This window comes from Collimonas fungivorans Ter331 (assembly GCF_000221045.1).
Taxonomy (GTDB): Bacteria; Pseudomonadota; Gammaproteobacteria; order Burkholderiales; family Burkholderiaceae_D; genus Collimonas; species Collimonas fungivorans_A.
In genome coordinates, this window is record NC_015856.1 from 4891415 (window position 1) to 4914852 (window position 23438).

Genomic DNA, 23438 nt, shown 5'->3' on the forward strand with positions numbered 1-23438 from the left:
CCCTAGTCAACGTGGCTGCGGCCTGTTTTGACCCGGCCGATTGCTGCCCTGCGTCGGCCGTCCACCAGCGCCCGGCGGCCGGACTCCGTTACCTGGCGGCCTGGCGCCGCCCATTGGCGGACGATTGCCATTCCCCACTCCAGGCCGATGCGGTCGTTGCGGAAATACACCAGGCGGCTTCGGCCTTGGCGGCGGCCGCACGGCTATCGGCGGACGCGGCCGGATCGGGCGATGCGCCCAGTGCGACTGCTGCCCGTACCAAGGACGCCCGCGATAATTCTGCCCCCAGTAAGTGCCGATGGTGAAAGCGATGATCGGCAGTCCGATAGCGCTGCCGTAAGTGATCAGCGGCACCTGGTTGCCTTGGTAGGGATAGTTCAGGTTCTGCGCATACACCCAGCCGCGGTTGCCGTCGGGCAGCGACACATCGCACCAGCTATAGCCGTTGATGCAGCCGGCCACCGTTACCGGGGTGCCGGGCCGCAGCTGCGCCACCAGCGGATAATCGCGCGCCGGGCCGGCGCGCAGGTTGACGCCCTTGCTGGTGAATGCCTGCTGCTGGGCGAGAGCTGCAGCGGGAACGCTGAAGCAAGCGACTGCAATCAACGGTAACAGACGGGTGCGAATCATGACCACCTCCAATGGATCGGCAATCGTGCCGGGCGCAGCCAAGAATACCGCGAAAACTTACCTCATGGAAATATCTGTTTCGCTGGTGCCTGCTCATTGATATCCACTATCGCGCAGCATGGCGATAAATAAGCGCAAGCTGACCGGCATCTGGCGCCGGCTCGGGTAATAGAGGAAAAAACCCGACATCGGCGGGCACCACGCATCCAGCACGCGCAGCAAACGGCCCTGCTCTATCGATTCCTGCGCCTGCGCCTCATAGACATAGGCAAGGCCGATGCCGTCGAGCGCCGCGCGCAGTATCAGGTCATCGTCGTCCAGCAGTAGCGGGCCGTCAACCGCGACAGCCAGCGATGCGCCACCCTGGCTGAACTCCCAGGCATACACCGCGCCGCTCGGAAAACGGCGGCCGACGCAGGCATGCTGTTTCAATTCCTGCGGCTGCTGCGGCAGGCCGCGGCGCGCTGCATACATGGGCGAAGCCACCACGATCAGGCGCACTGGCGGCCCCAGCGGCAAGGCGACCATGTCCTGCGCCAGGCTCTCGCCGAAACGGATACCGGCGTCGAAACCGCCGGCGACGATATCGACCAGGCCGTCGTCGGTCACCACTTCCAGCCGGATCTGCGGATAAGCCGCCAGGAAACGCGCAAACAGCGGCGCCAACAACAGCCGCGCCGCCGGCCGCGGCACGTTCAGGCGCAACGTACCGCGCGGCGCATCGCGAAAGTCATTGATCTGGTCCAGTGCATCGCTGATCTCGCGCAGCGCCGGCGCCAGGCGCTGCAGCAGCTGCTCGCCGGCTTCGGTCGGCGTCACGCTGCGCGTGGTGCGATTCAGCAGCCGCACATCGAGCCGGGTTTCCAGGGTGCGCATGGCATGGCTCAGGGCCGACGCCGAGACGCCGCATTCCAGCGCCGCCTTCTTGAAGCTGCGATGGCGGGCGACGCAGGCGAAAGCGTCCAGTTCACTGAGGTCGGGTTTGTTCATTCATGAATTTTGTTCAGCATTTCACTGAATATAACATGGCTTATCAATGGCAATGATGCGGAGGATACTGTTTCCATGATCACTGACAAAGGAACCATTCCAATGAAAACCCGCACATTAGGCCGCAACGGCCTGCAAGTTTCCGCACTCGGCCTCGGCTGCATGGGCATGAGTTTCGGCTACGGCGGCGCCGACGAAGCGCAGTCCATCCGCACGCTGCAGCGCGCCGTCGAGCTGGGCGTCACCCATTTCGATACCGCCGAAGTCTACGGCCCCTATACCAACGAAGAACTGGTCGGGCGCGCGCTCAAGGCAGTGCGCGGACAAATCACCATCGCCACCAAGTTCGGTTTCAAGATTTCGCCGCATGGCGAAGGCGTGGCGCGCATGGCCGGCGTCGATAGCCGGCCGGAACATGTGCGGCGCGCCGTCGAGGATTCGCTCAAACGGCTGGGAGTGGAAACCATCGACCTGCTGTACCAGCACCGGGTCGATCCGCAAGTGGCGATCGAGGACACGGTAGGCGCCATGGCCGACCTGGTGCGCGCCGGCAAGGTGCGCCACCTGGGCTTGTCGGAAGTCTCCGCCGCTACCTTGCGGCGCGCCCATGCTGTGCACCCGATTGCCGCGGTGCAGTCTGAATATTCCCTGTGGAGCCGCGACCAGGAGCGCGAAGTGCTGCCGGCTTGCGCGGAACTAGGCGTGGGTTTTGTCCCGTACAGTCCGCTGGGCCGCGGTTTCCTGACCGGCAAACTCAGCAGCACGCAAGGACTGGCGGCCGACGACTACCGCCGCACGCTGCCGCGTTTCCAGGATCAGGCGATGCAGAGCAACCGCATCCTGCTCGATGCGCTGGCGGCGCTGGCCGACCGCCGCGGCTGCACCCCGGCGCAACTGGCGCTGGCCTGGCTGCTGGCGCAAGGCGAGCAGATCATGCCTATCCCCGGGGTAAGGCAAATCAAGCATCTGGAAGAGAATGTGGCAGCGGCCGATATCGTGCTGCGGGCCGACGAACTGGCTGCCATCCGCGCCGCGCTGCCGGACGAAAAAATCGTCGGCGAACGTTATGGCGCAAAAGAGCTGGAGATGATCAATCTCTGATCAGGCCGGCTTGCCCGCCGAGGGCAAGCTGGTTTTTATTACTGGCCGTTGACTGCCATGCCGGCGTCGTGCGCCTGCTGGTCGGCATGGTAGGAACTGCGCACCATGGCGCCCACCGCGGCGTGCGCGAAACCCATCTTGTAGGCTTCTTCTTCATACATCTTGAACACGTCAGGATGCACATAACGCCGCACCGGCAGGTGGTTCCCGCTCGGCATCAGGTACTGGCCGATGGTCAGCATGTCGACATCGTGGGCGCGCATGTCGCGCATCACTTGCAGCACTTCTTCATCGGTTTCGCCGAGGCCGACCATGATGCCGGATTTGGTCGGCGTGTTCGGATGCAGCGCCTTGAAACGTTTCAGCAGGTTCAGCGAATATTCATAGTCCGAACCTGGGCGCGCTTCCTTGTACAGGCGCGGCGCGGTTTCCAGGTTGTGGTTCATGACGTCAGGCGGCGCCAGGTTGAGGATTTCCAGCGCGCGGTCCATGCGGCCGCGGAAGTCCGGCACCAGGATTTCGATGCGGGTATTCGGCGACAGCGCGCGCACGTGGCGGATGCACTCGGCAAAGTGGCCGGCGCCGCCGTCGCGCAGGTCGTCGCGGTCGACGCTGGTGATCACGACGTAATTGAGTTTCAGCGCAGCGATGGTCTTGGCCAGGTTTTCCGGCTCGTTGACGTCAAGCGGATCGGGACGGCCGTGGCCGACATCGCAGAACGGGCAGCGGCGGGTGCACTTGTCGCCCATGATCATGAAGGTCGCCGTGCCTTTGCCGAAACATTCGCCGATATTCGGGCAGCTGGCTTCTTCGCACACCGTGACCAGGCTGTTGGCGCGCAGGATATCCTTGATTTCGTAGAAGCGCGAAGACGGCAAGGCGGCCTTGACGCGGATCCAGTCCGGCTTTTGCAGGCGCTCGATCGGGATGATCTTGATCGGGATGCGCGCGGTCTTGCTGGCGCCCTTCTGCTTTTCGGACGGATTGTAGCTGGCGGCGGCAACAGTGGTTTCGGCAGGCAGCGACGGCGTGGTTTCTGTGGTCATGGTCTAGGCGTTTCCTTGCGGCAGTCCCGGAAAGGGACTCAGTTAAAACGGTCAATCAGTTTGTGAGCAAGCGCTAACTGCATCTCAGAGAGAGCTATATCAACGCCCAGTGTTTTCATATCGACGGTGGCGAGGCCTTCGTAGCCGCACGGATTGATCCAGGAAAAAGGCTCCAGGTCCATGCTGACATTGAGCGACACACCATGGTAAGTGCAGCCGCTGCCCCTTACTTTCAAGCCAAGGGCGGCGATCTTTGCACCTTGCCAGGCGCCGTCGGCAATATATATCCCGGGCGCGCCGGCCTTGCGTTCACCGGCCAGATTATACGCTGCCAGCGTGTCGATCACCGCCTGCTCGATGCCCTGCACGAATTCCCGCACGAACAGCCGCGCCGCGGGACGCCGGCGGCGCAGGTCCAGCAGCAGGTAAATCACTACCTGGCCGGGTCCGTGGTAGGTCACCTCGCCGCCGCGGTCGGTCTGTATCACCGGGATCGCATGCGGCGCCAGTACATGGCTCGGATCGGCGCCCAAACCCAGCGTAAACACTGGAGGATGCTCGACGATCCAGAGCTGGTCCGGGGTATCTGCGGAACGGGAATCGGTGAACGCGCGCATCGCGTCAAAACTGACGGCGTATGGCTCGACGCCGCGCTGGACAATCTGGGGGCTGGGCGGATGATCGGGGGAACGGAACTGCTGCACACTGGACATAAGCGCAAGTGTAGCGAAAAAAAGCGGCCGGCGTGCAGAAACGGCTGGCACGCCGGCGCGCGATCAGGACCTCAGGGGACCAAGTAAACTTGTCGGGGATTGCCAGTTCGGTAATTCGCTGATGCGTTGCAGCCATGCAACGACATGCGGCGGCAGCGTGACTTTGGCGGCGTCGGCCCAGAACAGGTAGCCGCACAGGGAAAAATCGGCCACGGTCGGCAGCTCGTCGATGATGAAAGCGCGGCCGTCGGCCAGCTCCGCTTCCAGCCGGGCGATATCCACGTCAAACCGGCTTTGCAGCCAGCTGACGGCGCCGGTGGGGTATTCCTGCGGGGCAAAGCTGCGCGCCCAGCGCAGCTGCGGCAAGCACATGCCGAGCCGGTTGGCTTCCCAGAACAGCCATTCCTGCACGCGCGCCATGCGGCTCGCCGATTCGGCGCCGAAGCCGCCGGTGTGCTGGGCCAGGTGACAAAGGATGGCGTCGGATTGCGCGTACGGCTGGCCGTTGTGCACCAGCAACGGCACCTGGCCGAACCTGGCCAGGCTGCGGAACGGTTCCGGCCGCTGAGCGTGCGGCTGGTCGATGTCGATGGCCTGGTAATCGTGGGCCACGCCGCTGACCGCCAGCATCAAGGCGACCTTGTAGGCGTGTCCCGAATTTGCGTTGCCGTAGAGCGTGATCTCGTCCTGCATGGATCAGCAGGCTACGGGACGGGCGCCTAGCGGCTTGCCGAGGCCGGCGCGTGCGCTCGCAGCCGGCAGGCGGGTCGATTGCCGCTGGACCTGCACCACGCTATTGCCCTTGATCGCTTCGATAACGACATGGCTGTCGGCGGCAACGTTGAGGAACTGTCCGGCATGCAGCCAATAGTCGTCGCCGTGGCCTGCCACCGTCACCCATACGTGGCCTTGCATGATCTGCAGGGTCTGGGCCACCGGTGCAGTGACCGACATGGCTTGGCCGGCGCCTATCGACAGTGATTCGTTAGCTAATAATTTTCTCATGATGTCACTCCTTGTAACTGCTGGTATATTGGATGTCACGTCAGCCGTGAACTGCCATTTAGCCGCTTGATATAGACATTCCTTGTTTCTACAGAGTCATTCTAGTCAAGCCGCTGGCCGTTGCAAAACGAGTAATTTTCCTCCGCCTTGCTAATTTAGCTCATATGGCCGATCTCAGAAAACTGCCGAATCTCTCTGCCCTGCGCGCCTTCGAGGCCGCCGCGCGCAATGACAGCTTCTCGCGCGCTGCCGAGGAAATCTTTGTGACGCCGGGCGCGATCAGCCACCAGATCCGGGCCCTGGAGCAGGAACTGGGCATCATGTTGTTCAGCCGCCACGGCAAGCGCATCACGATCACCGAACAGGGACAGCGTTTTGCCGCCGTCATCCGCAAATCCCTGAATGAAATCGCGTTTGCGGCCGAAGCCCTGAAAATGGACGCCAAGCAGAAGCGGCTGACGATTTCCGCGCTGCCCTCGTTTGCCGCGCGCTGGCTGGCGCCGCGCTTGTGGAAATTCATCGACCTGCACCCGGATACCGAAGTAGTGCTGCAATCGAGCAACCACCTCAACGACCTCGAGCGCGAGCCTATCGATGTCGGCCTGCGCTACGGTCTGGGCCATTACCCTGGGCTGGTGGTGGAAAAACTGATGGACGATTTTTATTATCCGGTGGCCAGTCCGAACTACCGCGGCGGCAAGCTGCCGAAAACGCCGCAGGAACTGGAGCAGTGCAGTCTGCTGCGGATGGATACCGAGTCGTCGTGGCTGCCTTGGTTCGAGGCGGCGGGAATCGACCTGGTGGAGCCTACCGGCGGCTTGCTGATCGAGGATGCCTCGATGCTGCTGCGCTCGGCGTCGGATGGTTTGGGGATTGCGTTGACCCGGCACGCGATTGCGCTGCAGGAGATTGCTTCGGGCGAGCTGGTGCGCCTGTTCGACGTCGTCGCGCGCTGCCCGCTATCGTATTATTTCGCCTGCACCAAGGAAGCGATGAGCAAGCCGCAGGTGCAGGCTTTCCATCGCTGGCTGCTGGACGAGGTGAGGACGTTCAAGGCGCAAAGCGAATGGCCCGGAGAACCCGAGCCGTAATCCGCTTTACAGGACCATCTTGACCATAGGGTGCGACGACAGGGCCCGGTACAGGTTATCCAGCTGCTCGCGGTTGACGGCATACACGTTGGCCGTCAGGCCGGTGTAATTGCCCTTGGACGATGGCCGCACTTCCAGCTTGTCGATGTGGAAAGTAGGATCATGCTGCACCACCACGCCGACGATGGTTTCCGCGAAAGCGTCATGGGTCGGTCCCATGATCTTGATGGGAAATACGCTTGGATATTCGATCAGGCTGTCGGCTGGATCGATTGGCTTGGTCAGGTCGGTCATGGTCTTTTACTCTTTAGTGATGTTACTGGCAGGTAGTTTACTCTCCTGGCACATCAGCGGCACGCCATTCTCCAAGAATGACTTGTCCAAATGAAAACAGGGTGGAGAATTTTCCACCCTGCAACCTCTCCCGCTACCCGACAGAAACCCGTTCCGTTCAGGCAGCGGCCTTGGCCAGCTGATATGCCTCGTATAACTGCTTGTATATGGGGCCGGGAGCGCCATTTCCAATAGCCTTGCCGTCGATAGATACCACCGGCAGCACTTCCTTGGTGGCCGACGACAGTAGTACTTCGTCAGCCGCAAACACCTCTTCGCGCGCAATCCGGCGCGCTTCGAACGGGATGCCGCCGGCAGCGCACAATTCCTCGATCAGGCGATAGCGGATCCCTTCCAGGATCAGGTTGTCCTTGGGCGGCGCCATCAGCTTGCCGTGCTTGACGATCCAGACATTTGACGACGACGCTTCGGTCAGCCAGCCGTCGCGGAACTGGATCGCTTCCACCACGCCGTGCTCGGCGGCATTCTGCGCCGCCAGCACATTGCCCAGCAGCGAGATCGACTTGATTTCGCAATGCAGCCAGCGCTGGTCTTCCATCGACACGCAAGGCACGCCGCTGGCGCGCAAGGCATCGCTCGGCAATACCAGCGGGTTGGTCATGACGAACACGGTGGGCGTCAGCGCCTCTTTCGGAAACGCATGGCCGCGCTTGGCGACGCCGCGCGTGACGTGGATGTAGACCATCTGGTCATCCGCCGGATGGGCGTCGATCACGCCCTGGATCAGCGCCAGCCATTGCTGCTTGTCATGCGGATTTGTAATACTGATTTTCGCCAGGCTGCGGAACAGGCGCGCCAGGTGGTGCTCGGAACGGAACAGCTTGCGGCCGTAGATAGGAATCACCTCATACACGCCGTCGCCGAAAATAAAGCCGCGGTCGAGTACCGGGATGCGCGCTTCGGACAGCGGCGTCATGCTGCCATTGAGATAGACCAGGTCTTGCATGATCGGATTCCTGAAAAATGTGGGAATCCAATTCTGGCACAGCGCCAGCTTGCAGGGTATGCAAAAAAAGTATGCGGGAGACGGATGGATGCGGCTCCAGGGAAACCTTGCCGGCATGGCCGGATGATTTCGGCGCGATGCGGTAGCATGTGCATACTTCAACTTCGAGGAAGCGTTCCTCCCGTGTCCCGACCATGACTGTCACCCCCGCCACCCCCGTCCTTACCCGCTGCGCCTGGGCCAATCCCGCCAACCCGCGTTACCTGGCCTACCACGACGAGGAATGGGGCAAACCCTGCCATGACGAGGTGCGGCTGTTCGAAATGCTGAACCTGGAAGGCGCACAGGCCGGCCTCAGCTGGGAAACCATCCTCAACAAGCGCGACAACTACCGGCGCGCCTTCGACAACTGGGACGCCAAGAAAATCGCCCGCTACGACCAGGACAAGGTGGCCGCCCTGCTGGCCGACGCCGGCATCGTCCGCAACCGCCTGAAGATCGCCGCCGCCATCAGCAACGCCCAGGCCTATCTCAAGCTGCGCACCGAAACCGGCGGCCTGGCGCCTTTCTTGTGGGCCTATGTGGAGGGCAAGCCGATCCAGAATGAATGGACGCTGCTGGGCGGCAATCCCGCCACCACGCCCTTGTCCGACCGCATTTCCAAGGACCTGGGCAAGCGCGGCTTCAAATTCGTCGGCTCGACCATCATTTACGCCTACATGCAGGCCATCGGCATGGTCAACGACCATTGCGTGGAATGCTTCCGGCACCAGGCGGTGGCTGAGTAATTCCGATGCCAATCTAACCCTGCGGCGGACCGCTCTGGTCCGCCAGCAGGTAAGCGACCACATCGGTCAACTGCTCGACCAGCTCCGGATCCATGTACTGGTATTCGTCCGGGATATCCAGTACGTGGATGGTTTTGTGTTCCAGCAGTCGCCCGAACTCGGCGACGATGCGGTTCTTGTGCTTTTTCTCCATGACAAAGATCACATCGGCCCAGCTGATGTCGCCGGCGCTGATTTTCCTGCGCGCGTTCGGGCTGGTTCCGGCCGAGCGCGCCTGTATCCCGGGCTGGCGGCGCCATACCTGCTCGCCTGTCGGGCTGCGCCACTGGTTGCGGCTGCAGACAAAGAGTAATTTAGTCATTGACCGGTTTGCTGTCTTATTTGTAGGCAGAAATGTTTGAGTCGTAGCCAGCGCCTGCTGCCATGGTTTTCATGCAGGCGCAAACACGGAACGACTCCCGGCTCACCCGACAAGCCGCATGCCGGCGCTCTTGGCAGCCTTGCTGTCAAAAGTCGCCGTATGCAGGCAGCCGGCATTATTGGCCGAACGTTCGAGGAGACAATCTGCGAAGTCTGCGTTTGAGCGCGCGTAAACATGCAGCGCCCTTAAGACAATTTCAGCATTTTCGATTTTGAATGTCCGCACGCGCAGCAATTTTTCCAATACGGCGACGATTTCGTCTTTTGTCGCCTGGTAGCACCCCTGCATTACCCATACCAGCTCCATCAAAGCGACCAGGCCGATAAATCCTGGATCGGCATCGGAAAGCGATTCGATTAATGCTGTCGCCTTGGGCGACTGCTTGGGATCGTCTTGTGCGACATAGCGCACCAGGATGTTGGTATCCAGGCCGATCATCGTTTGCCGGCGCCACGCTGCGCAATGACTTGATTCATTTGTTCGATACTGACCGGAGCCGCGGGTTTGCGCAGCATTCCCTTCAGGGACTGCACGGCTTCAGTGGCTGCAACAAACGCATACTGCCCATTCTCGATTTCCACAAATTCAACCCGGCTTCCGGTATCCAGGCCGAGCGCGGCCCGTACCGCAGCAGGTATCGTGATCTGGCCTTTGGAAGTCACGGTAGCGGTAGACATATCTGTCCTTTCAAATTCATCATTCCTTACTTTATAGTAAGGAAAACAAAAAATCAAGATTGCCGGCAAGCCAAGCGGGAACGCCGCCCTTCCCGTCGCCACGCGGTTCTGCTACATTGCCGCCATGCCTAAACTGACCTTAGACCGTATCCTGCAATCGCAGGGTTTCGGCAGCCGAAAATATTGCCGTGAGTTAATTGAGGACGGCGAAGTCGTCATCAACGGCGCCGCCGTCACCGACTACAAGTCCACGCCCGACACCGACGGCCTGGTGTTTACCCTGTTCGAAGAGGAATGGACCTACCGCGAACACGTCTATATCGTGCTCAACAAGCCGGCCGATATCGAATGCTCGCGCAAACCCAGCCATCACCCCGGGGTGCTGAGCATCCTGCCGGAGCAGTTCAGCTGGCGCGATGTGCAGCCGGTCGGGCGGCTCGATCACGACACTACCGGCCTGCTGCTGATGTCGGACGACGGCAGCTTCATCCATGCCCAGTCGTCGCCCAAGCGGCACGTGCCAAAGCTGTATGTCGCCACTACCCACGATCCTGTCACGGAAGAACTGGTGCAGAGCCTGCTGGCCGGCGTCAAGCTGCATGACGAGCCGCAAACGCTGGCGGCCGTCAGCTGCCGCGTGCTGGGCACGCATGAAATCGAGATCGTGCTGGAACAAGGCAAATACCACCAGGTCAAGCGCATGCTGGTGGCCGCCGGCAACCATTGCACCGCCTTGCGCCGCACCGCCATCGGCGGCTTGACGCTGGAAGCGCTGGAACTGGAAATAGGGGAATGGTGCTACCTGGAGCCGGAACACCTGGCCTTGCTGGTGCCCGCTTAAGACGTAAAAAAAGCGCAGGACCTGAGCCTTGCGCTTTTGTTGCCAGCGATTGCAGCCGCTTAGTGCGAGCGGATCATGGTGCCGAAAGCCTGTTCGGTCAACACTTCCAGCAGCAGCGAGTGCTCGATCCGGCCATCGATGATGTGCACGGTATTGACGCCCGACTTGGCGGCATCCAGCGCCGACGAAATCTTCGGCAGCATGCCGCCGGAGATAGTGCCGTCCTTGAACATCTCGTCGATTTCACGGGCTGACAGGTCAGTCACCAGGTTGCCTTGCTTATCCTGCACGCCTGCAATGTTGGTCATCATGATCAGCTTTTCCGCATGCAGGATCTCGGCGATCTTGCCGGCCACGACGTCGGCGTTGATGTTGTAGGCCTGGCCGTCGGCGCCAAAGCCGATCGGCGAAATGATCGGGATAAAAGCGTCGTCCTGCAAGGCCTTGACCACCGCCGGATTGATCGCTTCGATCTCGCCGACAAAACCGATGTCGAGGAATTCGCCCGGCTTTTCGCGGTCCGGCATGCGGTATTTGCGGGCCCGGATCAGGCCGCCGTCCTTGCCGGTCAGGCCGACTGCCTGGCCGCCGTAGTGATTGATCAGCATCACGATATCCTGCTGCACTTCACCGCCCAGCACCCACTCCACCACTTCCATGGTTTCTTCGTCGGTGATGCGCATGCCTTGCACGAAAGTGCCTTGCTTGCCGATTTTCTTGAGGGCGTTGTCGATCTGCGGGCCGCCGCCATGCACCACCACCGGGTTCATGCCGACCAGCTTGAGCAGGATCACGTCGCGCGCGAAGCCGTGCTTCAGGCGCTCTTCGGTCATGGCGTTGCCGCCGTATTTGACGACAATGGTTTTACCGTGGAACTGACGGATGTAAGGTAACGCCTCGGCCAGAATTTCAGCTTTGATTCCTGGGGCAACGTTGGCAAGATCGTTGGTCAAATCGGCCATGGACAGTCCTACAAGAGAGGTTTCTGAGCTTGTCAGAAGAGAATAAAAGGTGCAAAGACTGCAACTCGATGGAGTTAAAAATCGCTGCGCGATGGATCAGCGCGATTTTACATGGAAATGCGCCCGCTTAGATACGGCAGGCCGGCCAATAATCTTGCGATGTTGCGTAGCGATGTTGTGTAGATGCATCAATGCCGGGAAGATGGTTATCATGGAGCCGATTCCCCACCGCATTCAAAGGATAAGCAGAATGGCGCAATGTCCCGCCTGCCGGCAGCAGTTTTCCTGCGGCGCCGGTCAGCATCCGGACCAGCCTTGCTGGTGCAGCCGTCTGCCGCCGCTGGCCAGCGCCAAACCGGCGGCCACGGCGTGTTATTGCCCGGATTGCCTGCAGCGCTTGCTGCGACAAGAACAGACCGCAGAAAAACCGGCGCCTTAAAAACTAAGGACTAAGGGCAGCTGCGCACTTCCTGGGCAGGGAAATCCAGCTTGATCTTGTCGAAGGCAAGCCGGTTGTCGCCGCCGAGGTCGCGCAGCTGGAACGCCACCTTGCTGGAACTGACGCTGCGCGTGCCGACCTTGGCCCCGCTCAGGCCGCGCTTGGCCAGGCTGGCGACCTGCTTTTGCGCGGCTTCGTCGGTTTTGAAAATGCCCAGCGAAATGCCATAGCGCAGCGGGCTCGCATCCTGGATCACGAAAAAGTCGCTGATTCCCAGCCGGCGCACCTCGTCGGCCTTGGCGTCGGCCGCTTCCTTGCTGCCCAGCGACGGCAGGTACACCATATGGCTGGCCACTTCCTGGGTTTCACGGCGGACAAACTTGATGGCCGGCATGCGCTCCGCCAGCTGGCTCGAAAAGCGCCGCGCTTCGGCCGCGCTGAAATTGCCGACTTCGGTGCAGGCCACCGGCGCCAGATCGGCGGCCGTGGCGGCGGGCGCCAGCGCGGCGCTGGCGAGCGAGGTAGCCGCCGCAGCCGGCGGGTTCTCGGCCGCCGTCATCCGGATTTTGTCCGGCTGCAGCTGCCTGCCGATGCGCGCCGGCTCCCTGCCGTCGCTGTAGAGGGCGCCGAGATAGCCTTTTTGCATGGCAAACAAGGCGGCATTCGCCAGTAACAACAGCCAGAAAATGATTTTCAACATAGAGTTGCCGCGGCAGTTTGGAGACCGATCAGTACCAGATTATCAACTGTTTCGTGTGCTATGGACAGATAGGGCGCAATCAGCGCCGCCGAACCGCCGGCCACCACGCACAGTACGTGCGCTCCCGGCGCTTGCCGGCCGAGCAAGCCAAATGCCCGTTCGATGGCGCCGACCTGGGCGTTGATGCAGCCGCTGATGATGGCGTCGTCGGTATTGTCGGCAAACAGCGTATTGACTTGCACATGGTCTGTAATATGCGGCAGCTGCGCGGTGCTGCGCGCCAGCGACGTCGCCATCAGCCCCAGTCCCGGCAGGATCATGCCGCCGCTGAATACGCCGTCGGCGCTGACCGCGTCGATCGTGGTGGCGGTGCCGCAGGTGGCGACCAGCAGGGTCTGCTGCGGAAACAGCCGTTGCGCGCCCAGCGCCGCGGCAAAGCGGTCGCAGCCGAGTTGCGCCGGATCGCGATAAGCATTGCGCAGGCCGGCCAGCTGCGGCAGCGAGGCAAACCAGTGGGGCCGCACGGCAATGCCGAAAACCGTCTCCAGCAGCGTTTGCAAGCGTTCCTGTATATGCTCGCCGGCAACGTTCGAAATCAGTATGCGCGTCACCGTCAGCTTGCGCCAGCGTTCGCTCAGCGCCACCAGCTCGCCATGCGCCGCCGAACCGCTTTCCAGCCACGCGCCGGCCAGCTCGCCCGCCACCGGCAAGGCTGTAAGCGCCCATTTGATGCGGGTGTTGCCGACATCGATCAACAGCATGCCCATGGTTCAGCCTTCCTTCGGGCGCAATGAAATATCGCCGGCCATGATCGCAATCGGATTGCTGCCGCCATCCGTTTGCAGCAGCAGGCGTCCGATCTGGTCGATGCCCAGCGCCTTGCCTTCGTGCAGCGTCTTGCCTTGGTCCAGGATCGCTACCTGCTGGCCGGCAAACGCATGCAGCCGGTTCCAGCGTTCGACAAAAGCCGACAGGCCCTCGCTTTCGAATTGCCACATGTTTTGCGCCAGCCCGCTCAGCAATGAACCGAGCAGCAAGTCGCGGTCCTGCGCTGCCGCCGCCGGCAGATTGGCGGTGCGGCGTCCGATCTGTTCTTGCAATTTCTCCGGTATGGAAAGATTGATGCCGATGCCGATCACCGCCCACAGCTGCTGGTCCGGCGCGGTCGCGGTTTCGATCAGGATGCCGGCCAGCTTGCGGCCGCCCTGCAACACGTCGTTCGGCCATTTCAACTGGACCTCGACGCCGAAATCGGCCAGGGTCTCGGCAATCGTCACGCCTACCGCCAGCGGCAAACCGACCAGCGCCTGCAGCGGCGAGGCGAACGGCCAGGCCAGCGAAAAAGTCAGCGCCGCCGCCGGCGCCGTCAGCCAGGCGCGGCCGGCGCGGCCACGGCCGGCGGTCTGCGTCAGCGCTACCAGCAAGGTCGGTGCGCGCAGCGCGTCTTTGCCGCTGTCGCGGCCGTTGCCAGAGACGCGCGCCAGCAGGTCGGCATTGGTCGAACCGGTTTCGGCGACCACTTCGATCAGGCATTGCTCGGCATGATGGCCGGCAAAAGCGGCGATGCGGGCAGCGGACAACTGGCTCGCGGGCGAAATTGGTGCAATAAATTGTGCGGTCATGCCGCGCATTGTAGCGGGAGTAACAGGAAAAAGCGGAGAAAAAGCGAGGAAAATGCAGCTCGCAACGCATGGTTTTACCCATGTAAATACAATAAAAAACAACGACATGGCTAATCCGTATGGCATATTTCTCTAGAAACCGTTAAATCGCCTGGACCGCTGCTGCTTGCCGCCCGCTTTTATCACTACTTGTCATAGTGTGGAAAGCAATTCTCCCTTAAACTGATGCGATGCCGAATCCAGATTCCACTACTCCTGTTCTTGATCTCAAAGATGGCAGCCTGGTAGCCGCCCACGGCAACTGGCAGGTGCATGCCTTGACCCAGCCGGGAGTGATCAAGGCGCTGCAGGCCAAGCTGAAAAACCTGGCCAGGCAAAACGACGCGCTGCGCTGGGACCTGTCCGAGATCGGCACGCTGGACCATATCGGCGCGCAATTCCTGTGGAACGCATGGGGCAAGACCCGCCCCAAACAATTGACCGTGGCGCCGCAGCACCGCGATTTTTTCCAGCGCCTGGCCAGCGCCGGCACCCTGGCCCTGCCGCCCAAGCCGCCGCGCCGCCGCCTGTTCAACGCGATCTACGACATGGGCGTCGATGTCTTTGAGCACGTGACCGGCTTCATCACCCTGCTGGGACAGCTGGTGCTGGATTTCCTGCGCATGGTGCAAGCGCCGCAGCGCGCGCCGTGGAAGGAAATTTCCGCCAATGTCTACCACGTCGGCTACCAGGCTTTGGGGATCACCGCGCTGGTCGGGTTTCTGATCGGCGTGGTGCTGTCGTTTTTATCCGCACAGCAATTGCATACCTTCGGCGGCGACATCTACCTGGTCAATATCCTCGGCATGAGCATCATCCGCGAACTGGGGCCGCTGCTGGCGGCGATCCTGGTGGCCGGCCGCTCCGGTTCGGCGATCACCGCGCAGCTGGGCGTGATGCGCGTCACCGAAGAACTCGACGCCATGCTGGTGATGGGTTTGCCGCACGGCTTCCGCCTGATCCTGCCGCGCGTGCTGGCCTTGCTGGTGGCGATGCCTTTGCTGGTCATCTGGACCGATGCGATTGCCCTGCTGGGCGGCATGGTCGCCGCGCAATTGCAGCTGGGTTTGTCGCCGACCTATTTCCTGCAGCAGCTGCCGAATGCGGTGCCGCTGCCCAACTACCTGATCGGCCTCGGCAAAGGCGCGGTGTTCGGCGGCCTGATTGCGATGGTGGCCTGTTATTTCGGCCTGCGCATCGAGCCCAATACCGAAAGCCTGGGGCACGGCACCACCACTTCCGTAGTGAGCGCGATCACCATCGTGATCGTGGCCGATGCCATATTTGCGATCATTTTCAGCGGCGTGGGATTCTGATGGCCGAATACACACCCAAACCCGCACCCATCATCGAGATCGACAAGCTCTGGACCCAGTTCGGCCAGGCCGTGATCCACCAGGACCTGGACCTGCGCATCGACGCCGGCGAGATCGTCGGCCTGGTGGGCGGCTCCGGTTCCGGCAAGACCACGCTGGTGCGTCAGATACTCGGATTGAACCGGCCCACCAAAGGCAAGGTGACCGTATTCGGCACCGATATCAGCCAGGCCGATGTCGACCAGATGTACGCATTGCAAAACCGCTGGGGCATGCTGTTCCAGCAGGGCGCCCTGTTTTCGGCGCTGACGGTGCTCGACAACGTGGCGTTGCCGATGCGCGAGTTGCGCGCCCTGCCGGATCGGCTGATCAGGGACGCCGCCTTGCTCAAGCTGCAGATGGCCGGCATCGGCCCCGAACATGCGCTGAAGATGCCGTCCGACCTGTCCGGCGGCATGATCAAGCGGGTGGCGCTGGCGCGCGCGCTGGCGCTGGAACCTGAGTTGCTGTTCCTGGACGAACCGACCGCCGGCCTCGATCCGGCCTCGTCGGCGGCGTTCATCGAGCTGATCCGCTCGCTGCACAAGGACATGCACCTGACCGTGGTGATGATCACCCACGACCTGGAACCGCTGCTGGCGCTGTCGACCAAGATCGCGGTGCTGGCGGACAGGCACGTGATCGCCTATGACACGCCGGAGCGCGTGATGAAAGTGCGCCATCCGTTCATTGAATCATTTTTTCTTACTGCCAACCGTTATGAGCATGAAACTTGCGGATAAATGCAGAAAGCGTAGATAGGAAGTCTTATGGAAAATAAAGCGCATGCCCTGATCGCCGGATTGTTCACGGTGGCTTTGCTGATCGCGGCGCTGTTCGGCGTCATGTGGTTCAACAGCGACCGGGTGGAACGGATTCCTTACGAAATCGCCACCAAGCTGTCGGTGCCGGGGCTGAACCCGCAAGCCGATGTCCGTTATCGCGGCCTGGATGCCGGCAAGGTCGACGCCATCACCTTCGATCCGAAATCGCCGGGGCAGATCCTGATCAAGATCAAGATCAATCCGGATACGCCGATGACGCAGTCCACCTTCGCCACCCTGGGTTACCAGGGCGTGACCGGGATCGCCTACATCCAGCTCGACGACGACGGCAGCAAGCCGCTCAAGCTCGACAGCAGCAAGCAGCACCTGGCGCGCATAGAACTGCGCCCCAGCCTGTTCGACAACCTGCAGACCAAGGGCGCGCTGATTCTGTCGCGCGCCAATGAAATGGTCGACAAGCTCAATGGCTTGCTCGATCCGGAGAACCAGAAAACCATGGTGAAGGCGTTCAGCGACGTCAGCAAGACCGTCAATGAATACCAAGGCATCCCGCAGCAGCTGCAGCCGACCCTGAAGCAGCTGCCGGCCCTGACCGGCCAGTTGAACCAGGCGCTGGCCTCGGTCACGGCGCTGTCCAACAACATGATGATGCTCAGCAAGAACCTCAATACCCTGACCAACAGCCTGCAAGGACCGGACGGCGCTGTCGCCAACCTGGCCGGAGCGGTGCAGAATATCGGCTCGGTCGCCAACGGCGTCGAATACGATACGCTGCCGCGCTTCAATGTGCTGACCACGGAGGCGCGTTCGTCGATGCGCAACCTGAACCAGACCATGGACCATTTCAACCAGCAGCCGCAAAGCATCCTGTTCGGCAGCAAGCCGCTGCCTCCGGGTCCTGGCGAAGCCGGTTTTGTAGCTCCAGGCAAATAAACACACGCAAAAACACAAGCGCGACAGAAAGAGCACCCTGTCGCCAACCGATTAAAGGCATGCCATGACCGCTATCCTGAAAACCCTGTCGTCCTTCCTTGCGATTGCCCTGGTCGCCGGCTGCGCCAGCAAGATCGACGCCCCGACCCAATACGACCTGGGCCTGCTGCCGCCCGCAGCGGCAACCGCAGCGCCGTCCTTGCCGGCGGTCAGCCTGGCCGATGTCAATGCGCCGGCCTGGCTGGACAACAACATGATGTATTTTCGCCTGGCCTACGCCAACCAGCTGCAGCCGCGGCCATACGCCGGCAGCCGCTGGACCATGCCGCCGGCGCAGCTGTTCCAGCAGCGCCTGAAATCGCGCCTGGCGCAGGCCGGCGGCACGGTGCTGGCGCTGTCGGACGCTGCGCTCAACATTCCGGTGCTGCGCATCGACATGGATGATTTCACGCAAACCTTCGATACGCCGTCGCACAGCCTGGCGACATTGCAGGTGCGGGCTTCGCTGTTCAACGGCCGCACGCTGCTGGCGCAAAAGAGCTTCAGCCGCCAGGCGGCGACACCCAGCGCCGACGCCGCCGGCGCCGCCAGCGCGTTCGTGGCGGCCAACGACGGCGTGATCGATGACCTGATGGGCTGGCTGGCGACAGTGGCGCCGAAAAAATAATGACGCAGCAAGCAATCCCGACCACCTCCTCGGCCGCGTCCTCGTTCGCCCGCGTCAGCCTGCTGATTTACCTGCTGCTGATCGTCTACGCCAGCTGGTATCCGTTCGCCGGCTGGCGCGACCTCGGCCTGACCGCCTTTGCCTACCTGGACGCGCCGCTGCCGCACTACTGGACAGTGTTCGACGTCTGGACCAACATCGCCGGCTACCTGCCGCTAGGCATGCTGATGGTGCTGTCGTTGCCGCGTTCGCGCCGCTGGTCGCCGTATTGGGCGGTATTGCTGGCTGCCCTGGCCGGCATCCTGGTCTCCGGCAGCATGGAAGCGGTGCAGACCTTCCTGCCGACCCGCGTCGCCTCCAACCTCGATTTGATGACCAACAGCGCCGGCGCCCTGCTCGGCGCGGTGCTGGGCGTGATCCTGCGGCCGCGCTTCGGCCCCGACAGCCGCTTGCTGCAGCTGCGCGAGCACTGGTTCAACCGCGAAGCCAGCCAAGGCATGGTGGTGGTGGCGCTGTGGCCGCTGGCGCAAATTTATCCGCTCAGCCACTTGTTCGGCTTCGGCCAGTTCACTTCCATGCTGTCGAGCTGGCTGTCGGATTTCCTGGAACAGCCTATCGACCTGCAAGCCTGGCTGACCAACGATATCCAGTTCAGCGCCGACCAGTACTGGCTGACCGAAACCATCATCACCGCCTGCGGCCTGACCGGCGCCGCCCTGACCTTCCTGATCCTGCTGCGCCAGCATGCTCCGAAACTGCCGTTGACCTTGCTGCTGGTGTTTGTCACGCTGATGATCAAGATCCTGGCGACGGCGCTCCTGTTCGCGCCTGACAACGCCTTCGTCTGGCTGACCCCGGGCTCGTTCGGCGGCCTGCTGATCGGCGGCCTCATGCTGAGCGGCCTGGCGTATGCGCCGCAGCTAGCGCAACGGCGCCTGGCCGGGCTGACCCTGGCGATATCTTTATTGCTGGTCAATATCATGCCGGACAACCCGTACTACACAGAAACCGTGCAAACCTGGTCGCAGGGAAAATTCCTGAACTTCAACGGCGTCGCCCAGTTCCTGGCCTTGCTGTGGCCGTTCTGCACGCTGTGGTTCCTGTTCCATCCCATGCACAAGCGGCGCCGCAAGGCGGCACAGCGGCAGCCGCAGCGCGACTCAAGATAAGCGGCCGCCTGAAACCAGCATCGCGGCGGTGTATGATTCCCGTCTGTATTGGTCAACTATTCCAGAATCCTGCCATGAGCGATAAGCCGTTTTACGAACACCACGTATTTTTTTGCCTGAACCAGCGCGAACCGGGCGAACGCGTCTGCTGCGCCAACGCTGGCGCCCAGGCTGCACAGGAGCATGCCAAGCGCCGCGTCAAGCAGCTCGGCCTGGCCGGCGAAGGCAAGGTGCGGATCAACAAGGCCGGCTGCCTCGAGCGCTGCGAAGAAGGACCGGCGCTGGTGATTTATCCGGAAGGCGTCTGGTACACCTACGTCGACAATGAAGATATCGACGAAATCATCGATGTCCATATCGTCGGCGGCAAGATTGTCGAACGCCTGAAAATCTAAGCAGCACGCATTCCGCCATCATCACTCAGAATCATCAATGCAATGAACGCTCAAACGCTTCCCTTTTTCATCGCCGGCGCGGTCGGCCAGCTCGAATGTGCACTCGACCTGCCGGATCCCGCAACCTTCGCCGCGCCGCGCGGCCTGGCGCTGGTGGCCCATCCCCATCCGCTGTTCGGCGGCACCATGGACAACAAGGTGGTGCATACGCTGGCGCGCGGCTTCCTGGCGCTGGGTTATGTCACGGTGCGCATGAATTTCCGCGGCGTCGGCAAATCCGAAGGCACGCATGACGAAGGCCGCGGCGAGACCGACGACATGGCCCTGCTGCTGGCCCACATGCGCCGGCAATATCCTGACCTGCCGCTGACGCTGGGCGGTTTTTCGTTCGGCACTTTCGTGCAGGCGCAACTGCAGCAGCGCCTGGAAGCTGCCGGAGCGCCGGCCGCCGCAACGCCGGCCGAACGGCGTGGTGCTGGTCGGCACCGCTGCCGGCAAGTGGCCGATGCCGACCGTGCCGGCCAACAGCATCCTGATCCACGGCGAGCTGGACGATACGATTCCGCTCACCGCGGTATTCGAATGGGCGCGCCCGCAGGACATCCCGGTGATCGTGATTCCCGGCGCCGATCATTTTTTTCACCGCCGGCTGCAACATATCAAGAATCTCATGGTCGAAATGTGGCGTCGCTAACAGACCGCGGTTTGAACGCTAAACAGGCAGGCTGGTTTAGCGTTTAAGCCGTCCGGGGAGGCGGTGGCGCTATAATTCTGTCGGCATGGTTGTATGCGGTTGTCCATTAACCGCCTCCGCTTACGCATTTTTCAACCCCTTACGCAGATAAAGTTGCTCATCGTCCACACTCGTTGTTCACATGATGCAGGTTTGTTGCTACTGATTTCATTACTCGATACTCCATGAAAAAAATACTCGCGGCGCTCGCTGCCACTGTCCTCTCCATATCCGTAGCCTTTGCCCAGACATTGCCGCCGCCGACAGTGGCCGCCAAATCGTGGCTGCTGCTCGACACCACCAGCAACCAGGTGGTGGCGTCGCAAGATCCCGACATGCGCATCGAACCGGCTTCGCTGGCCAAGATCATGACCGCCTATGTGGTCTTTGATGCGCTCAAGGACAAGAAAATCACCCTCGACCAGATGGTCAACGTTTCGGTGCGCGCCTGGAAGGTCGATCCAAGCAGCTCCAAGATGTTCATCGAACCGAATACGCCGGTCTCCATCAACGACCTGCTGTACGGCCTGATGGTGGTGTCGGGCAACGACGCCGCGGTGGCGCTGGCGGAAGCCGTGGCCGGCACCGAAGATTCCTTCGTCGCGCTGATGAACCACGAAGCCGAACGCATGGGCATGAAATCGACCCACTTCGGCAACCCGCACGGCTTGCCGAGCGCGGACACCTACTCGACCGCGCGCGACCTGGCGACGCTGGCGGCCCACGTGATCGTCGATTTCCCCGAGTTCTACAAGATCGATTCGACCAAGAAATACACCTACAACAAGATCACCCAGCCTAACCGCAACCGCCTGCTGTGGCTGGATCCGACCGTCGACGGCATGAAGACCGGCCACACCAGCAGCGCCGGTTATTCCATCATCGCCAGCGCCAAGCGTCCTAACGCAGGCGGCGACCGCCGTTTGCTGGCGGTCGTGATCGGCACCAACTCCGACGGCACCCGCACCCAGGAAGCGCAAAAGCTGCTGAACTGGGGCTTCCAGAACTTCGACGCGGTCAAGCTGTACGCCAAGGGCCAGGCCATCGATACGCCGCAAGTCTGGAAAGGCGCCAAGAGCCAGATCAAGATCGGCTTCACGCATGACGTCTACGTGACCGTACCAAAGGGCATCGCCGACAAGATCAAGCCGGTGCTGGAACGCACCGATCCGCTGATCGCGCCGATCCAGCAGAACGCCAAGGTCGGCACCGTCAAGGTGAACGCCGACGGCAAGACCATTGCCGAGTTCCCGGTAGTGGCGCTGGAAGATGTGGCCCAGGCCACCATCTTCGGCCGCGCCTGGGATTCGATCCGCTTGCTGTTCAAATAAACGCGATGGCCCCGACCGGGGCTTGAACAAAAAAAAAGACAGCCGCGGCTGTCTTTTTTTATGAGGGAGCGGATCAACGCCGGTTGCGGCGGCTCCAGGCTTCCAGGAAGGCCAGCGTCACGCTGGCCTCGTTGGTCTCCGCCAGGCCGCTGCCGAAGAACGCACCGACATCCTTGAAATCATTGCCTCCGGCCAGGTCCGACAAGCTGCGGAAAGCGATAAAAGGCACACGGTTGGCATAGGCCACCTGGGCAAAAGCAGCGGTTTCCATATCCACCACCTGCGCCTGCAGGTTATCGAACAGATAGGCCCGGTAGCCGGGATTGGCCAGGAAAGCGCTGCCGGAAACACCGCGGCCGCCAACCCGCAACTCAGGCTGGACGCTGACGCACAGCGATGGATTCTTCGGCCCGCATTTCGCCAGCGCCGGTTTCAGGGTGCGGGCCAGCGCCAGCATCTCGGGATCGGCCTGGAACTCGAAGCGGAATTCACCTTGCGGCGCATTAGTCTCGTTCATCACAAAATTGTCGCGCATGAACAGGCCGCTGCTGACCGGGCCGTTGGGCGTATCGAACTTGAAATCCGGACGCGGCTTGCCGTTGTCGGCCGCCAGCTTGACGCCCAGGCAGCTGACGTCGCCGGCCGCGCCGCACGGCGCAGGCAGGCTGCCGTCGCCGTTCCAGTAGACTTCCATCGGCATCGCCCAGCTCTCAGGCACGGTGACATCGCCGACATGGCTGGCCGGATCGACGCCGCCGGCGATGCCGCTCATCAGCAGGCGCTCGACACGGAAATGATCCATCATCAGCTGCGTCACCATGGTGGCGTTCACCACGCTGACGCCGCTCAGCACGATCACCACCTGGTTGCCGCGCAATTCACCTGTGGTAAACCGGTTGCCGTTGATTTTCCACTCGCGCTTTTTCTGCGTCTGCTCCAGCAAGATATCGGCCTCGGCGCCGAACGCCGAGACGATGCCGATGCGCGGCTTGCATTCGCTCAGGCAATGGCTCTTCGCCTGCGGCGCGGCGCCGGCGGTCGTCATCAAGGCGGCGCCGGCCAGCACAGCGCAAACGGCCAGGCGCAGCATTTTTAATACAGGAGCAGGAGCAGACAAGGGCTTTCCTTTCATTTGGCAAAAAAGATCGGTGGATCAGGTATTTTCCGGCCCAGCAACAGGCGCGGCATTGCCCGGCCTGAGGCCATGGCGCCAGCGCAGCAGGCCGATCGCGTAGGTGACGTAATAAGCCGCCAGAATGCCGAATATCAGCAGGGTCAGCGAACTGCTGGAAAACTGGCTCGGGGTCCAGACCTGCGGCCCGGGCGCCAAGTAGAACTGGACCAGGCGATAGACGATGCGGCCGACGAACAGCAGCGACAGCGCGATGCCCAGGTGGGCGCTGGGCGTGTAGAACAGGCCTTCAGGCGTTTGTTCGAATTTAGTGAGGCGATGGCCGTAAATACCCAGCCCGATGCCCAGGGCAATGCCGCCGGCGATCGCCGCCAGATGATCCGCATGCGCCAGGGAAGCCAGGGACAGCACGCCCATCAGCCAGGTAAACAGGCAGATGGTGATCCACGGCCTCACATTCGACAGCTTCTGCCGGCCGACCATGCGCCGGATCCGGGAATACAGGCGCCAGACCACCAGCGCGGCGATGCCGAGCGACACAAACAGGGAGGGATGAGCGGGAATTGCCATGAG

General features: G+C 61.8%; 29 protein-coding genes and 1 pseudogene. 13 read left to right on the top strand and 17 right to left on the bottom strand.

Going from position 1 to position 23438, the window contains the following annotated elements; all coding sequences use genetic code 11:
• Positions 1-6: 6 nt before the first annotated feature.
• Positions 7-630, bottom strand: a complete 624-nt coding sequence (locus tag CFU_RS21785) for an SH3 domain-containing protein (RefSeq protein WP_085959182.1) — start codon at positions 628-630, stop codon at positions 7-9.
• Between the two features lie 93 nt (positions 631-723).
• A complete protein-coding gene (locus tag CFU_RS21790) occupies positions 724-1620 on the bottom strand; it encodes a LysR family transcriptional regulator (protein WP_014008163.1) in 897 nt (298 codons plus the stop codon).
• Between the two features lie 102 nt (positions 1621-1722).
• Here CFU_RS21790 and CFU_RS21795 point away from each other — a divergent pair, with 102 nt between their 5' ends.
• The gene (locus CFU_RS21795) at positions 1723-2721 is read left to right on the top strand and encodes an aldo/keto reductase (protein ID WP_041742671.1); all 999 of its coding nucleotides are present in this window, start codon (positions 1723-1725) and stop codon (positions 2719-2721) included.
• 38 nt (positions 2722-2759) lie between these two features.
• Here the strand turns inward: CFU_RS21795 and lipA are convergent, their stop codons facing one another.
• From lipA to CFU_RS21815, 4 genes are all read right to left on the bottom strand, one after another.
• Positions 2760-3767, bottom strand: a complete 1008-nt coding sequence (lipA, locus tag CFU_RS21800; protein ID WP_014008165.1) for a lipoyl synthase — start codon at positions 3765-3767, stop codon at positions 2760-2762.
• A 38-nt stretch (positions 3768-3805) separates the two neighbouring features.
• On the bottom strand, positions 3806-4480 hold the full coding sequence (gene lipB, locus CFU_RS21805; RefSeq protein ID WP_050808683.1) for a lipoyl(octanoyl) transferase LipB: 675 nt from the start codon (positions 4478-4480) through the stop codon (positions 3806-3808).
• A 63-nt stretch (positions 4481-4543) separates the two neighbouring features.
• The gene (locus CFU_RS21810; RefSeq protein WP_014008167.1) at positions 4544-5173 is read right to left on the bottom strand and encodes a glutathione S-transferase family protein; all 630 of its coding nucleotides are present in this window, start codon (positions 5171-5173) and stop codon (positions 4544-4546) included.
• A gap of 3 nt (positions 5174-5176) precedes the next feature.
• Positions 5177-5485 (bottom strand): DUF2917 domain-containing protein, encoded by a 309-nt coding sequence (locus CFU_RS21815; protein WP_041742673.1) that lies wholly within the window; start codon positions 5483-5485, stop codon positions 5177-5179.
• Between the two features lie 164 nt (positions 5486-5649).
• Between CFU_RS21815 and gcvA the strand changes: the two genes are divergently transcribed.
• The gene (gcvA, locus tag CFU_RS21820) at positions 5650-6576 is read left to right on the top strand and encodes a transcriptional regulator GcvA (RefSeq protein ID WP_014008169.1); all 927 of its coding nucleotides are present in this window, start codon (positions 5650-5652) and stop codon (positions 6574-6576) included.
• 6 nt (positions 6577-6582) lie between these two features.
• Here gcvA and CFU_RS21825 read toward each other — a convergent pair whose 3' ends face one another.
• Both CFU_RS21825 and CFU_RS21830 read right to left on the bottom strand, forming a co-directional pair.
• Complete coding sequence (locus tag CFU_RS21825; RefSeq protein WP_014008170.1) at positions 6583-6870, bottom strand: DUF493 family protein; 288 nt, start codon at positions 6868-6870, stop codon at positions 6583-6585.
• Positions 6871-7027: 157 nt separating this feature from the next.
• The gene (locus CFU_RS21830; RefSeq protein ID WP_041742675.1) at positions 7028-7876 is read right to left on the bottom strand and encodes a D-amino acid aminotransferase; all 849 of its coding nucleotides are present in this window, start codon (positions 7874-7876) and stop codon (positions 7028-7030) included.
• A 194-nt stretch (positions 7877-8070) separates the two neighbouring features.
• Between CFU_RS21830 and CFU_RS21835 the strand changes: the two genes are divergently transcribed.
• Positions 8071-8664, top strand: a complete 594-nt coding sequence (locus CFU_RS21835) for a DNA-3-methyladenine glycosylase I (RefSeq protein WP_041742677.1) — start codon at positions 8071-8073, stop codon at positions 8662-8664.
• A gap of 13 nt (positions 8665-8677) precedes the next feature.
• On the opposite strand, the gene CFU_RS21840 is transcribed toward CFU_RS21835, so the two are convergent.
• The 3 genes from CFU_RS21840 to CFU_RS21850 all read right to left on the bottom strand — a co-directional run bounded on the left by CFU_RS21840 (position 8678) and on the right by CFU_RS21850 (position 9762).
• Positions 8678-9025, bottom strand: coding sequence for a low molecular weight protein tyrosine phosphatase family protein (locus CFU_RS21840; protein WP_014008173.1), 348 nt, complete (start codon positions 9023-9025; stop codon positions 8678-8680).
• A gap of 102 nt (positions 9026-9127) precedes the next feature.
• A complete protein-coding gene (locus CFU_RS21845) occupies positions 9128-9523 on the bottom strand; it encodes a PIN domain-containing protein (protein ID WP_014008174.1) in 396 nt (131 codons plus the stop codon).
• A complete protein-coding gene (locus tag CFU_RS21850) occupies positions 9520-9762 on the bottom strand; it encodes an AbrB/MazE/SpoVT family DNA-binding domain-containing protein (protein WP_041742679.1) in 243 nt (80 codons plus the stop codon). Before CFU_RS21850 ends, CFU_RS21845 begins: the two co-directional genes overlap by 4 nt.
• Before the next feature lie 124 nt (positions 9763-9886).
• Between CFU_RS21850 and CFU_RS21855 the strand changes: the two genes are divergently transcribed.
• The gene (locus tag CFU_RS21855) at positions 9887-10603 is read left to right on the top strand and encodes a pseudouridine synthase (protein WP_014008175.1); all 717 of its coding nucleotides are present in this window, start codon (positions 9887-9889) and stop codon (positions 10601-10603) included.
• Positions 10604-10662: 59 nt separating this feature from the next.
• Here the strand turns inward: CFU_RS21855 and argB are convergent, their stop codons facing one another.
• A complete protein-coding gene (gene argB / locus CFU_RS21860; RefSeq protein ID WP_014008176.1) occupies positions 10663-11565 on the bottom strand; it encodes an acetylglutamate kinase in 903 nt (300 codons plus the stop codon).
• 250 nt (positions 11566-11815) lie between these two features.
• Here argB and CFU_RS24700 point away from each other — a divergent pair, with 250 nt between their 5' ends.
• Positions 11816-12004 carry a cysteine-rich CWC family protein gene (locus tag CFU_RS24700; protein WP_041742680.1) on the top strand — a complete coding sequence of 63 codons (189 nt, stop codon included), beginning with the start codon at positions 11816-11818 and terminating at the stop codon, positions 12002-12004.
• 10 nt (positions 12005-12014) lie between these two features.
• Here the strand turns inward: CFU_RS24700 and CFU_RS21870 are convergent, their stop codons facing one another.
• Genes CFU_RS21870 through CFU_RS21880 form a run of 3 tightly spaced genes read right to left on the bottom strand, consistent with a single transcriptional unit; the run spans position 12015 to position 14326 of the window.
• A complete protein-coding gene (locus CFU_RS21870) occupies positions 12015-12704 on the bottom strand; it encodes an SPOR domain-containing protein (protein ID WP_014008177.1) in 690 nt (229 codons plus the stop codon).
• Positions 12698-13471: a type III pantothenate kinase gene (locus CFU_RS21875; protein ID WP_014008178.1), complete on the bottom strand. Its 774-nt coding sequence runs from the start codon at positions 13469-13471 to the stop codon at positions 12698-12700. The genes CFU_RS21870 and CFU_RS21875 overlap by 7 nt, the downstream gene beginning before the upstream one ends.
• A 3-nt stretch (positions 13472-13474) precedes the next feature.
• Positions 13475-14326: a biotin--[acetyl-CoA-carboxylase] ligase gene (locus CFU_RS21880; protein WP_041742682.1), complete on the bottom strand. Its 852-nt coding sequence runs from the start codon at positions 14324-14326 to the stop codon at positions 13475-13477.
• A 230-nt stretch (positions 14327-14556) separates the two neighbouring features.
• Between CFU_RS21880 and CFU_RS21885 the strand changes: the two genes are divergently transcribed.
• The 8 genes and pseudogenes from CFU_RS21885 to CFU_RS21920 all read left to right on the top strand — a co-directional run bounded on the left by CFU_RS21885 (position 14557) and on the right by CFU_RS21920 (position 21733).
• Entirely contained in the window at positions 14557-15681 is a 1125-nt protein-coding gene (locus CFU_RS21885) for an MlaE family ABC transporter permease (RefSeq protein WP_014008180.1), read from the top strand.
• Positions 15681-16463: an ABC transporter ATP-binding protein gene (locus tag CFU_RS21890; protein ID WP_014008181.1), complete on the top strand. Its 783-nt coding sequence runs from the start codon at positions 15681-15683 to the stop codon at positions 16461-16463. The genes CFU_RS21885 and CFU_RS21890 overlap by 1 nt, the downstream gene beginning before the upstream one ends.
• A gap of 27 nt (positions 16464-16490) precedes the next feature.
• The gene (locus CFU_RS21895) at positions 16491-17438 is read left to right on the top strand and encodes an MlaD family protein (RefSeq protein ID WP_014008182.1); all 948 of its coding nucleotides are present in this window, start codon (positions 16491-16493) and stop codon (positions 17436-17438) included.
• A 64-nt stretch (positions 17439-17502) separates the two neighbouring features.
• Complete coding sequence (locus CFU_RS21900; RefSeq protein ID WP_014008183.1) at positions 17503-18105, top strand: ABC-type transport auxiliary lipoprotein family protein; 603 nt, start codon at positions 17503-17505, stop codon at positions 18103-18105.
• Entirely contained in the window at positions 18105-19274 is a 1170-nt protein-coding gene (locus CFU_RS21905; protein ID WP_014008184.1) for a VanZ family protein, read from the top strand. The genes CFU_RS21900 and CFU_RS21905 overlap by 1 nt, the downstream gene beginning before the upstream one ends.
• 74 nt (positions 19275-19348) lie before the next feature.
• A complete protein-coding gene (locus tag CFU_RS21910; RefSeq protein WP_041742684.1) occupies positions 19349-19669 on the top strand; it encodes a (2Fe-2S) ferredoxin domain-containing protein in 321 nt (106 codons plus the stop codon).
• 42 nt (positions 19670-19711) lie between these two features.
• Positions 19712-20363: pseudogene (locus tag CFU_RS21915) on the top strand (alpha/beta hydrolase).
• 224 nt (positions 20364-20587) lie between these two features.
• Positions 20588-21733, top strand: coding sequence for a D-alanyl-D-alanine carboxypeptidase family protein (locus CFU_RS21920; RefSeq protein WP_014008187.1), 1146 nt, complete (start codon positions 20588-20590; stop codon positions 21731-21733).
• Between the two features lie 73 nt (positions 21734-21806).
• Here CFU_RS21920 and CFU_RS21925 read toward each other — a convergent pair whose 3' ends face one another.
• Positions 21807-22850: a 5'-methylthioadenosine/S-adenosylhomocysteine nucleosidase gene (locus tag CFU_RS21925; protein ID WP_238531360.1), complete on the bottom strand. Its 1044-nt coding sequence runs from the start codon at positions 22848-22850 to the stop codon at positions 21807-21809.
• Between the two features lie 36 nt (positions 22851-22886).
• Positions 22887-23435 carry a hypothetical protein gene (locus tag CFU_RS21930; protein WP_014008189.1) on the bottom strand — a complete coding sequence of 183 codons (549 nt, stop codon included), beginning with the start codon at positions 23433-23435 and terminating at the stop codon, positions 22887-22889.
• Positions 23436-23438: the final 3 nt, after the last annotated feature.

What these genes read in the sequence shown, in the direction of transcription:
- CFU_RS21785 (WP_085959182.1), bottom strand. Translation starts at nt 630, where the DNA reads ATGATTCGCACCCGTCTGTTACCGTTGATTGCAGTCGCTTGCTTCAGC.
- CFU_RS21790 (WP_014008163.1), bottom strand. Translation starts at nt 1,620, where the DNA reads ATGAACAAACCCGACCTCAGTGAACTGGACGCTTTCGCCTGCGTCGCC.
- CFU_RS21795 (WP_041742671.1), top strand. Translation starts at nt 1,723, where the DNA reads ATGAAAACCCGCACATTAGGCCGCAACGGCCTGCAAGTTTCCGCACTC.
- lipA (WP_014008165.1), bottom strand. Translation starts at nt 3,767, where the DNA reads ATGACCACAGAAACCACGCCGTCGCTGCCTGCCGAAACCACTGTTGCC.
- lipB (WP_050808683.1), bottom strand. Translation starts at nt 4,480, where the DNA reads ATGTCCAGTGTGCAGCAGTTCCGTTCCCCCGATCATCCGCCCAGCCCC.
- CFU_RS21810 (WP_014008167.1), bottom strand. Translation starts at nt 5,173, where the DNA reads ATGCAGGACGAGATCACGCTCTACGGCAACGCAAATTCGGGACACGCC.
- CFU_RS21815 (WP_041742673.1), bottom strand. Translation starts at nt 5,485, where the DNA reads ATGAGAAAATTATTAGCTAACGAATCACTGTCGATAGGCGCCGGCCAA.
- gcvA (WP_014008169.1), top strand. Translation starts at nt 5,650, where the DNA reads ATGGCCGATCTCAGAAAACTGCCGAATCTCTCTGCCCTGCGCGCCTTC.
- CFU_RS21825 (WP_014008170.1), bottom strand. Translation starts at nt 6,870, where the DNA reads ATGACCGACCTGACCAAGCCAATCGATCCAGCCGACAGCCTGATCGAA.
- CFU_RS21830 (WP_041742675.1), bottom strand. Translation starts at nt 7,876, where the DNA reads ATGCAAGACCTGGTCTATCTCAATGGCAGCATGACGCCGCTGTCCGAA.
- CFU_RS21835 (WP_041742677.1), top strand. Translation starts at nt 8,071, where the DNA reads ATGACTGTCACCCCCGCCACCCCCGTCCTTACCCGCTGCGCCTGGGCC.
- CFU_RS21840 (WP_014008173.1), bottom strand. Translation starts at nt 9,025, where the DNA reads ATGACTAAATTACTCTTTGTCTGCAGCCGCAACCAGTGGCGCAGCCCG.
- CFU_RS21845 (WP_014008174.1), bottom strand. Translation starts at nt 9,523, where the DNA reads ATGATCGGCCTGGATACCAACATCCTGGTGCGCTATGTCGCACAAGAC.
- CFU_RS21850 (WP_041742679.1), bottom strand. Translation starts at nt 9,762, where the DNA reads ATGTCTACCGCTACCGTGACTTCCAAAGGCCAGATCACGATACCTGCT.
- CFU_RS21855 (WP_014008175.1), top strand. Translation starts at nt 9,887, where the DNA reads ATGCCTAAACTGACCTTAGACCGTATCCTGCAATCGCAGGGTTTCGGC.
- argB (WP_014008176.1), bottom strand. Translation starts at nt 11,565, where the DNA reads ATGGCCGATTTGACCAACGATCTTGCCAACGTTGCCCCAGGAATCAAA.
- CFU_RS24700 (WP_041742680.1), top strand. Translation starts at nt 11,816, where the DNA reads ATGGCGCAATGTCCCGCCTGCCGGCAGCAGTTTTCCTGCGGCGCCGGT.
- CFU_RS21870 (WP_014008177.1), bottom strand. Translation starts at nt 12,704, where the DNA reads ATGTTGAAAATCATTTTCTGGCTGTTGTTACTGGCGAATGCCGCCTTG.
- CFU_RS21875 (WP_014008178.1), bottom strand. Translation starts at nt 13,471, where the DNA reads ATGGGCATGCTGTTGATCGATGTCGGCAACACCCGCATCAAATGGGCG.
- CFU_RS21880 (WP_041742682.1), bottom strand. Translation starts at nt 14,326, where the DNA reads ATGACCGCACAATTTATTGCACCAATTTCGCCCGCGAGCCAGTTGTCC.
- CFU_RS21885 (WP_014008180.1), top strand. Translation starts at nt 14,557, where the DNA reads ATGCCGAATCCAGATTCCACTACTCCTGTTCTTGATCTCAAAGATGGC.
- CFU_RS21890 (WP_014008181.1), top strand. Translation starts at nt 15,681, where the DNA reads ATGGCCGAATACACACCCAAACCCGCACCCATCATCGAGATCGACAAG.
- CFU_RS21895 (WP_014008182.1), top strand. Translation starts at nt 16,491, where the DNA reads ATGGAAAATAAAGCGCATGCCCTGATCGCCGGATTGTTCACGGTGGCT.
- CFU_RS21900 (WP_014008183.1), top strand. Translation starts at nt 17,503, where the DNA reads ATGACCGCTATCCTGAAAACCCTGTCGTCCTTCCTTGCGATTGCCCTG.
- CFU_RS21905 (WP_014008184.1), top strand. Translation starts at nt 18,105, where the DNA reads ATGACGCAGCAAGCAATCCCGACCACCTCCTCGGCCGCGTCCTCGTTC.
- CFU_RS21910 (WP_041742684.1), top strand. Translation starts at nt 19,349, where the DNA reads ATGAGCGATAAGCCGTTTTACGAACACCACGTATTTTTTTGCCTGAAC.
- CFU_RS21920 (WP_014008187.1), top strand. Translation starts at nt 20,588, where the DNA reads ATGAAAAAAATACTCGCGGCGCTCGCTGCCACTGTCCTCTCCATATCC.
- CFU_RS21930 (WP_014008189.1), bottom strand. Translation starts at nt 23,435, where the DNA reads ATGGCAATTCCCGCTCATCCCTCCCTGTTTGTGTCGCTCGGCATCGCC.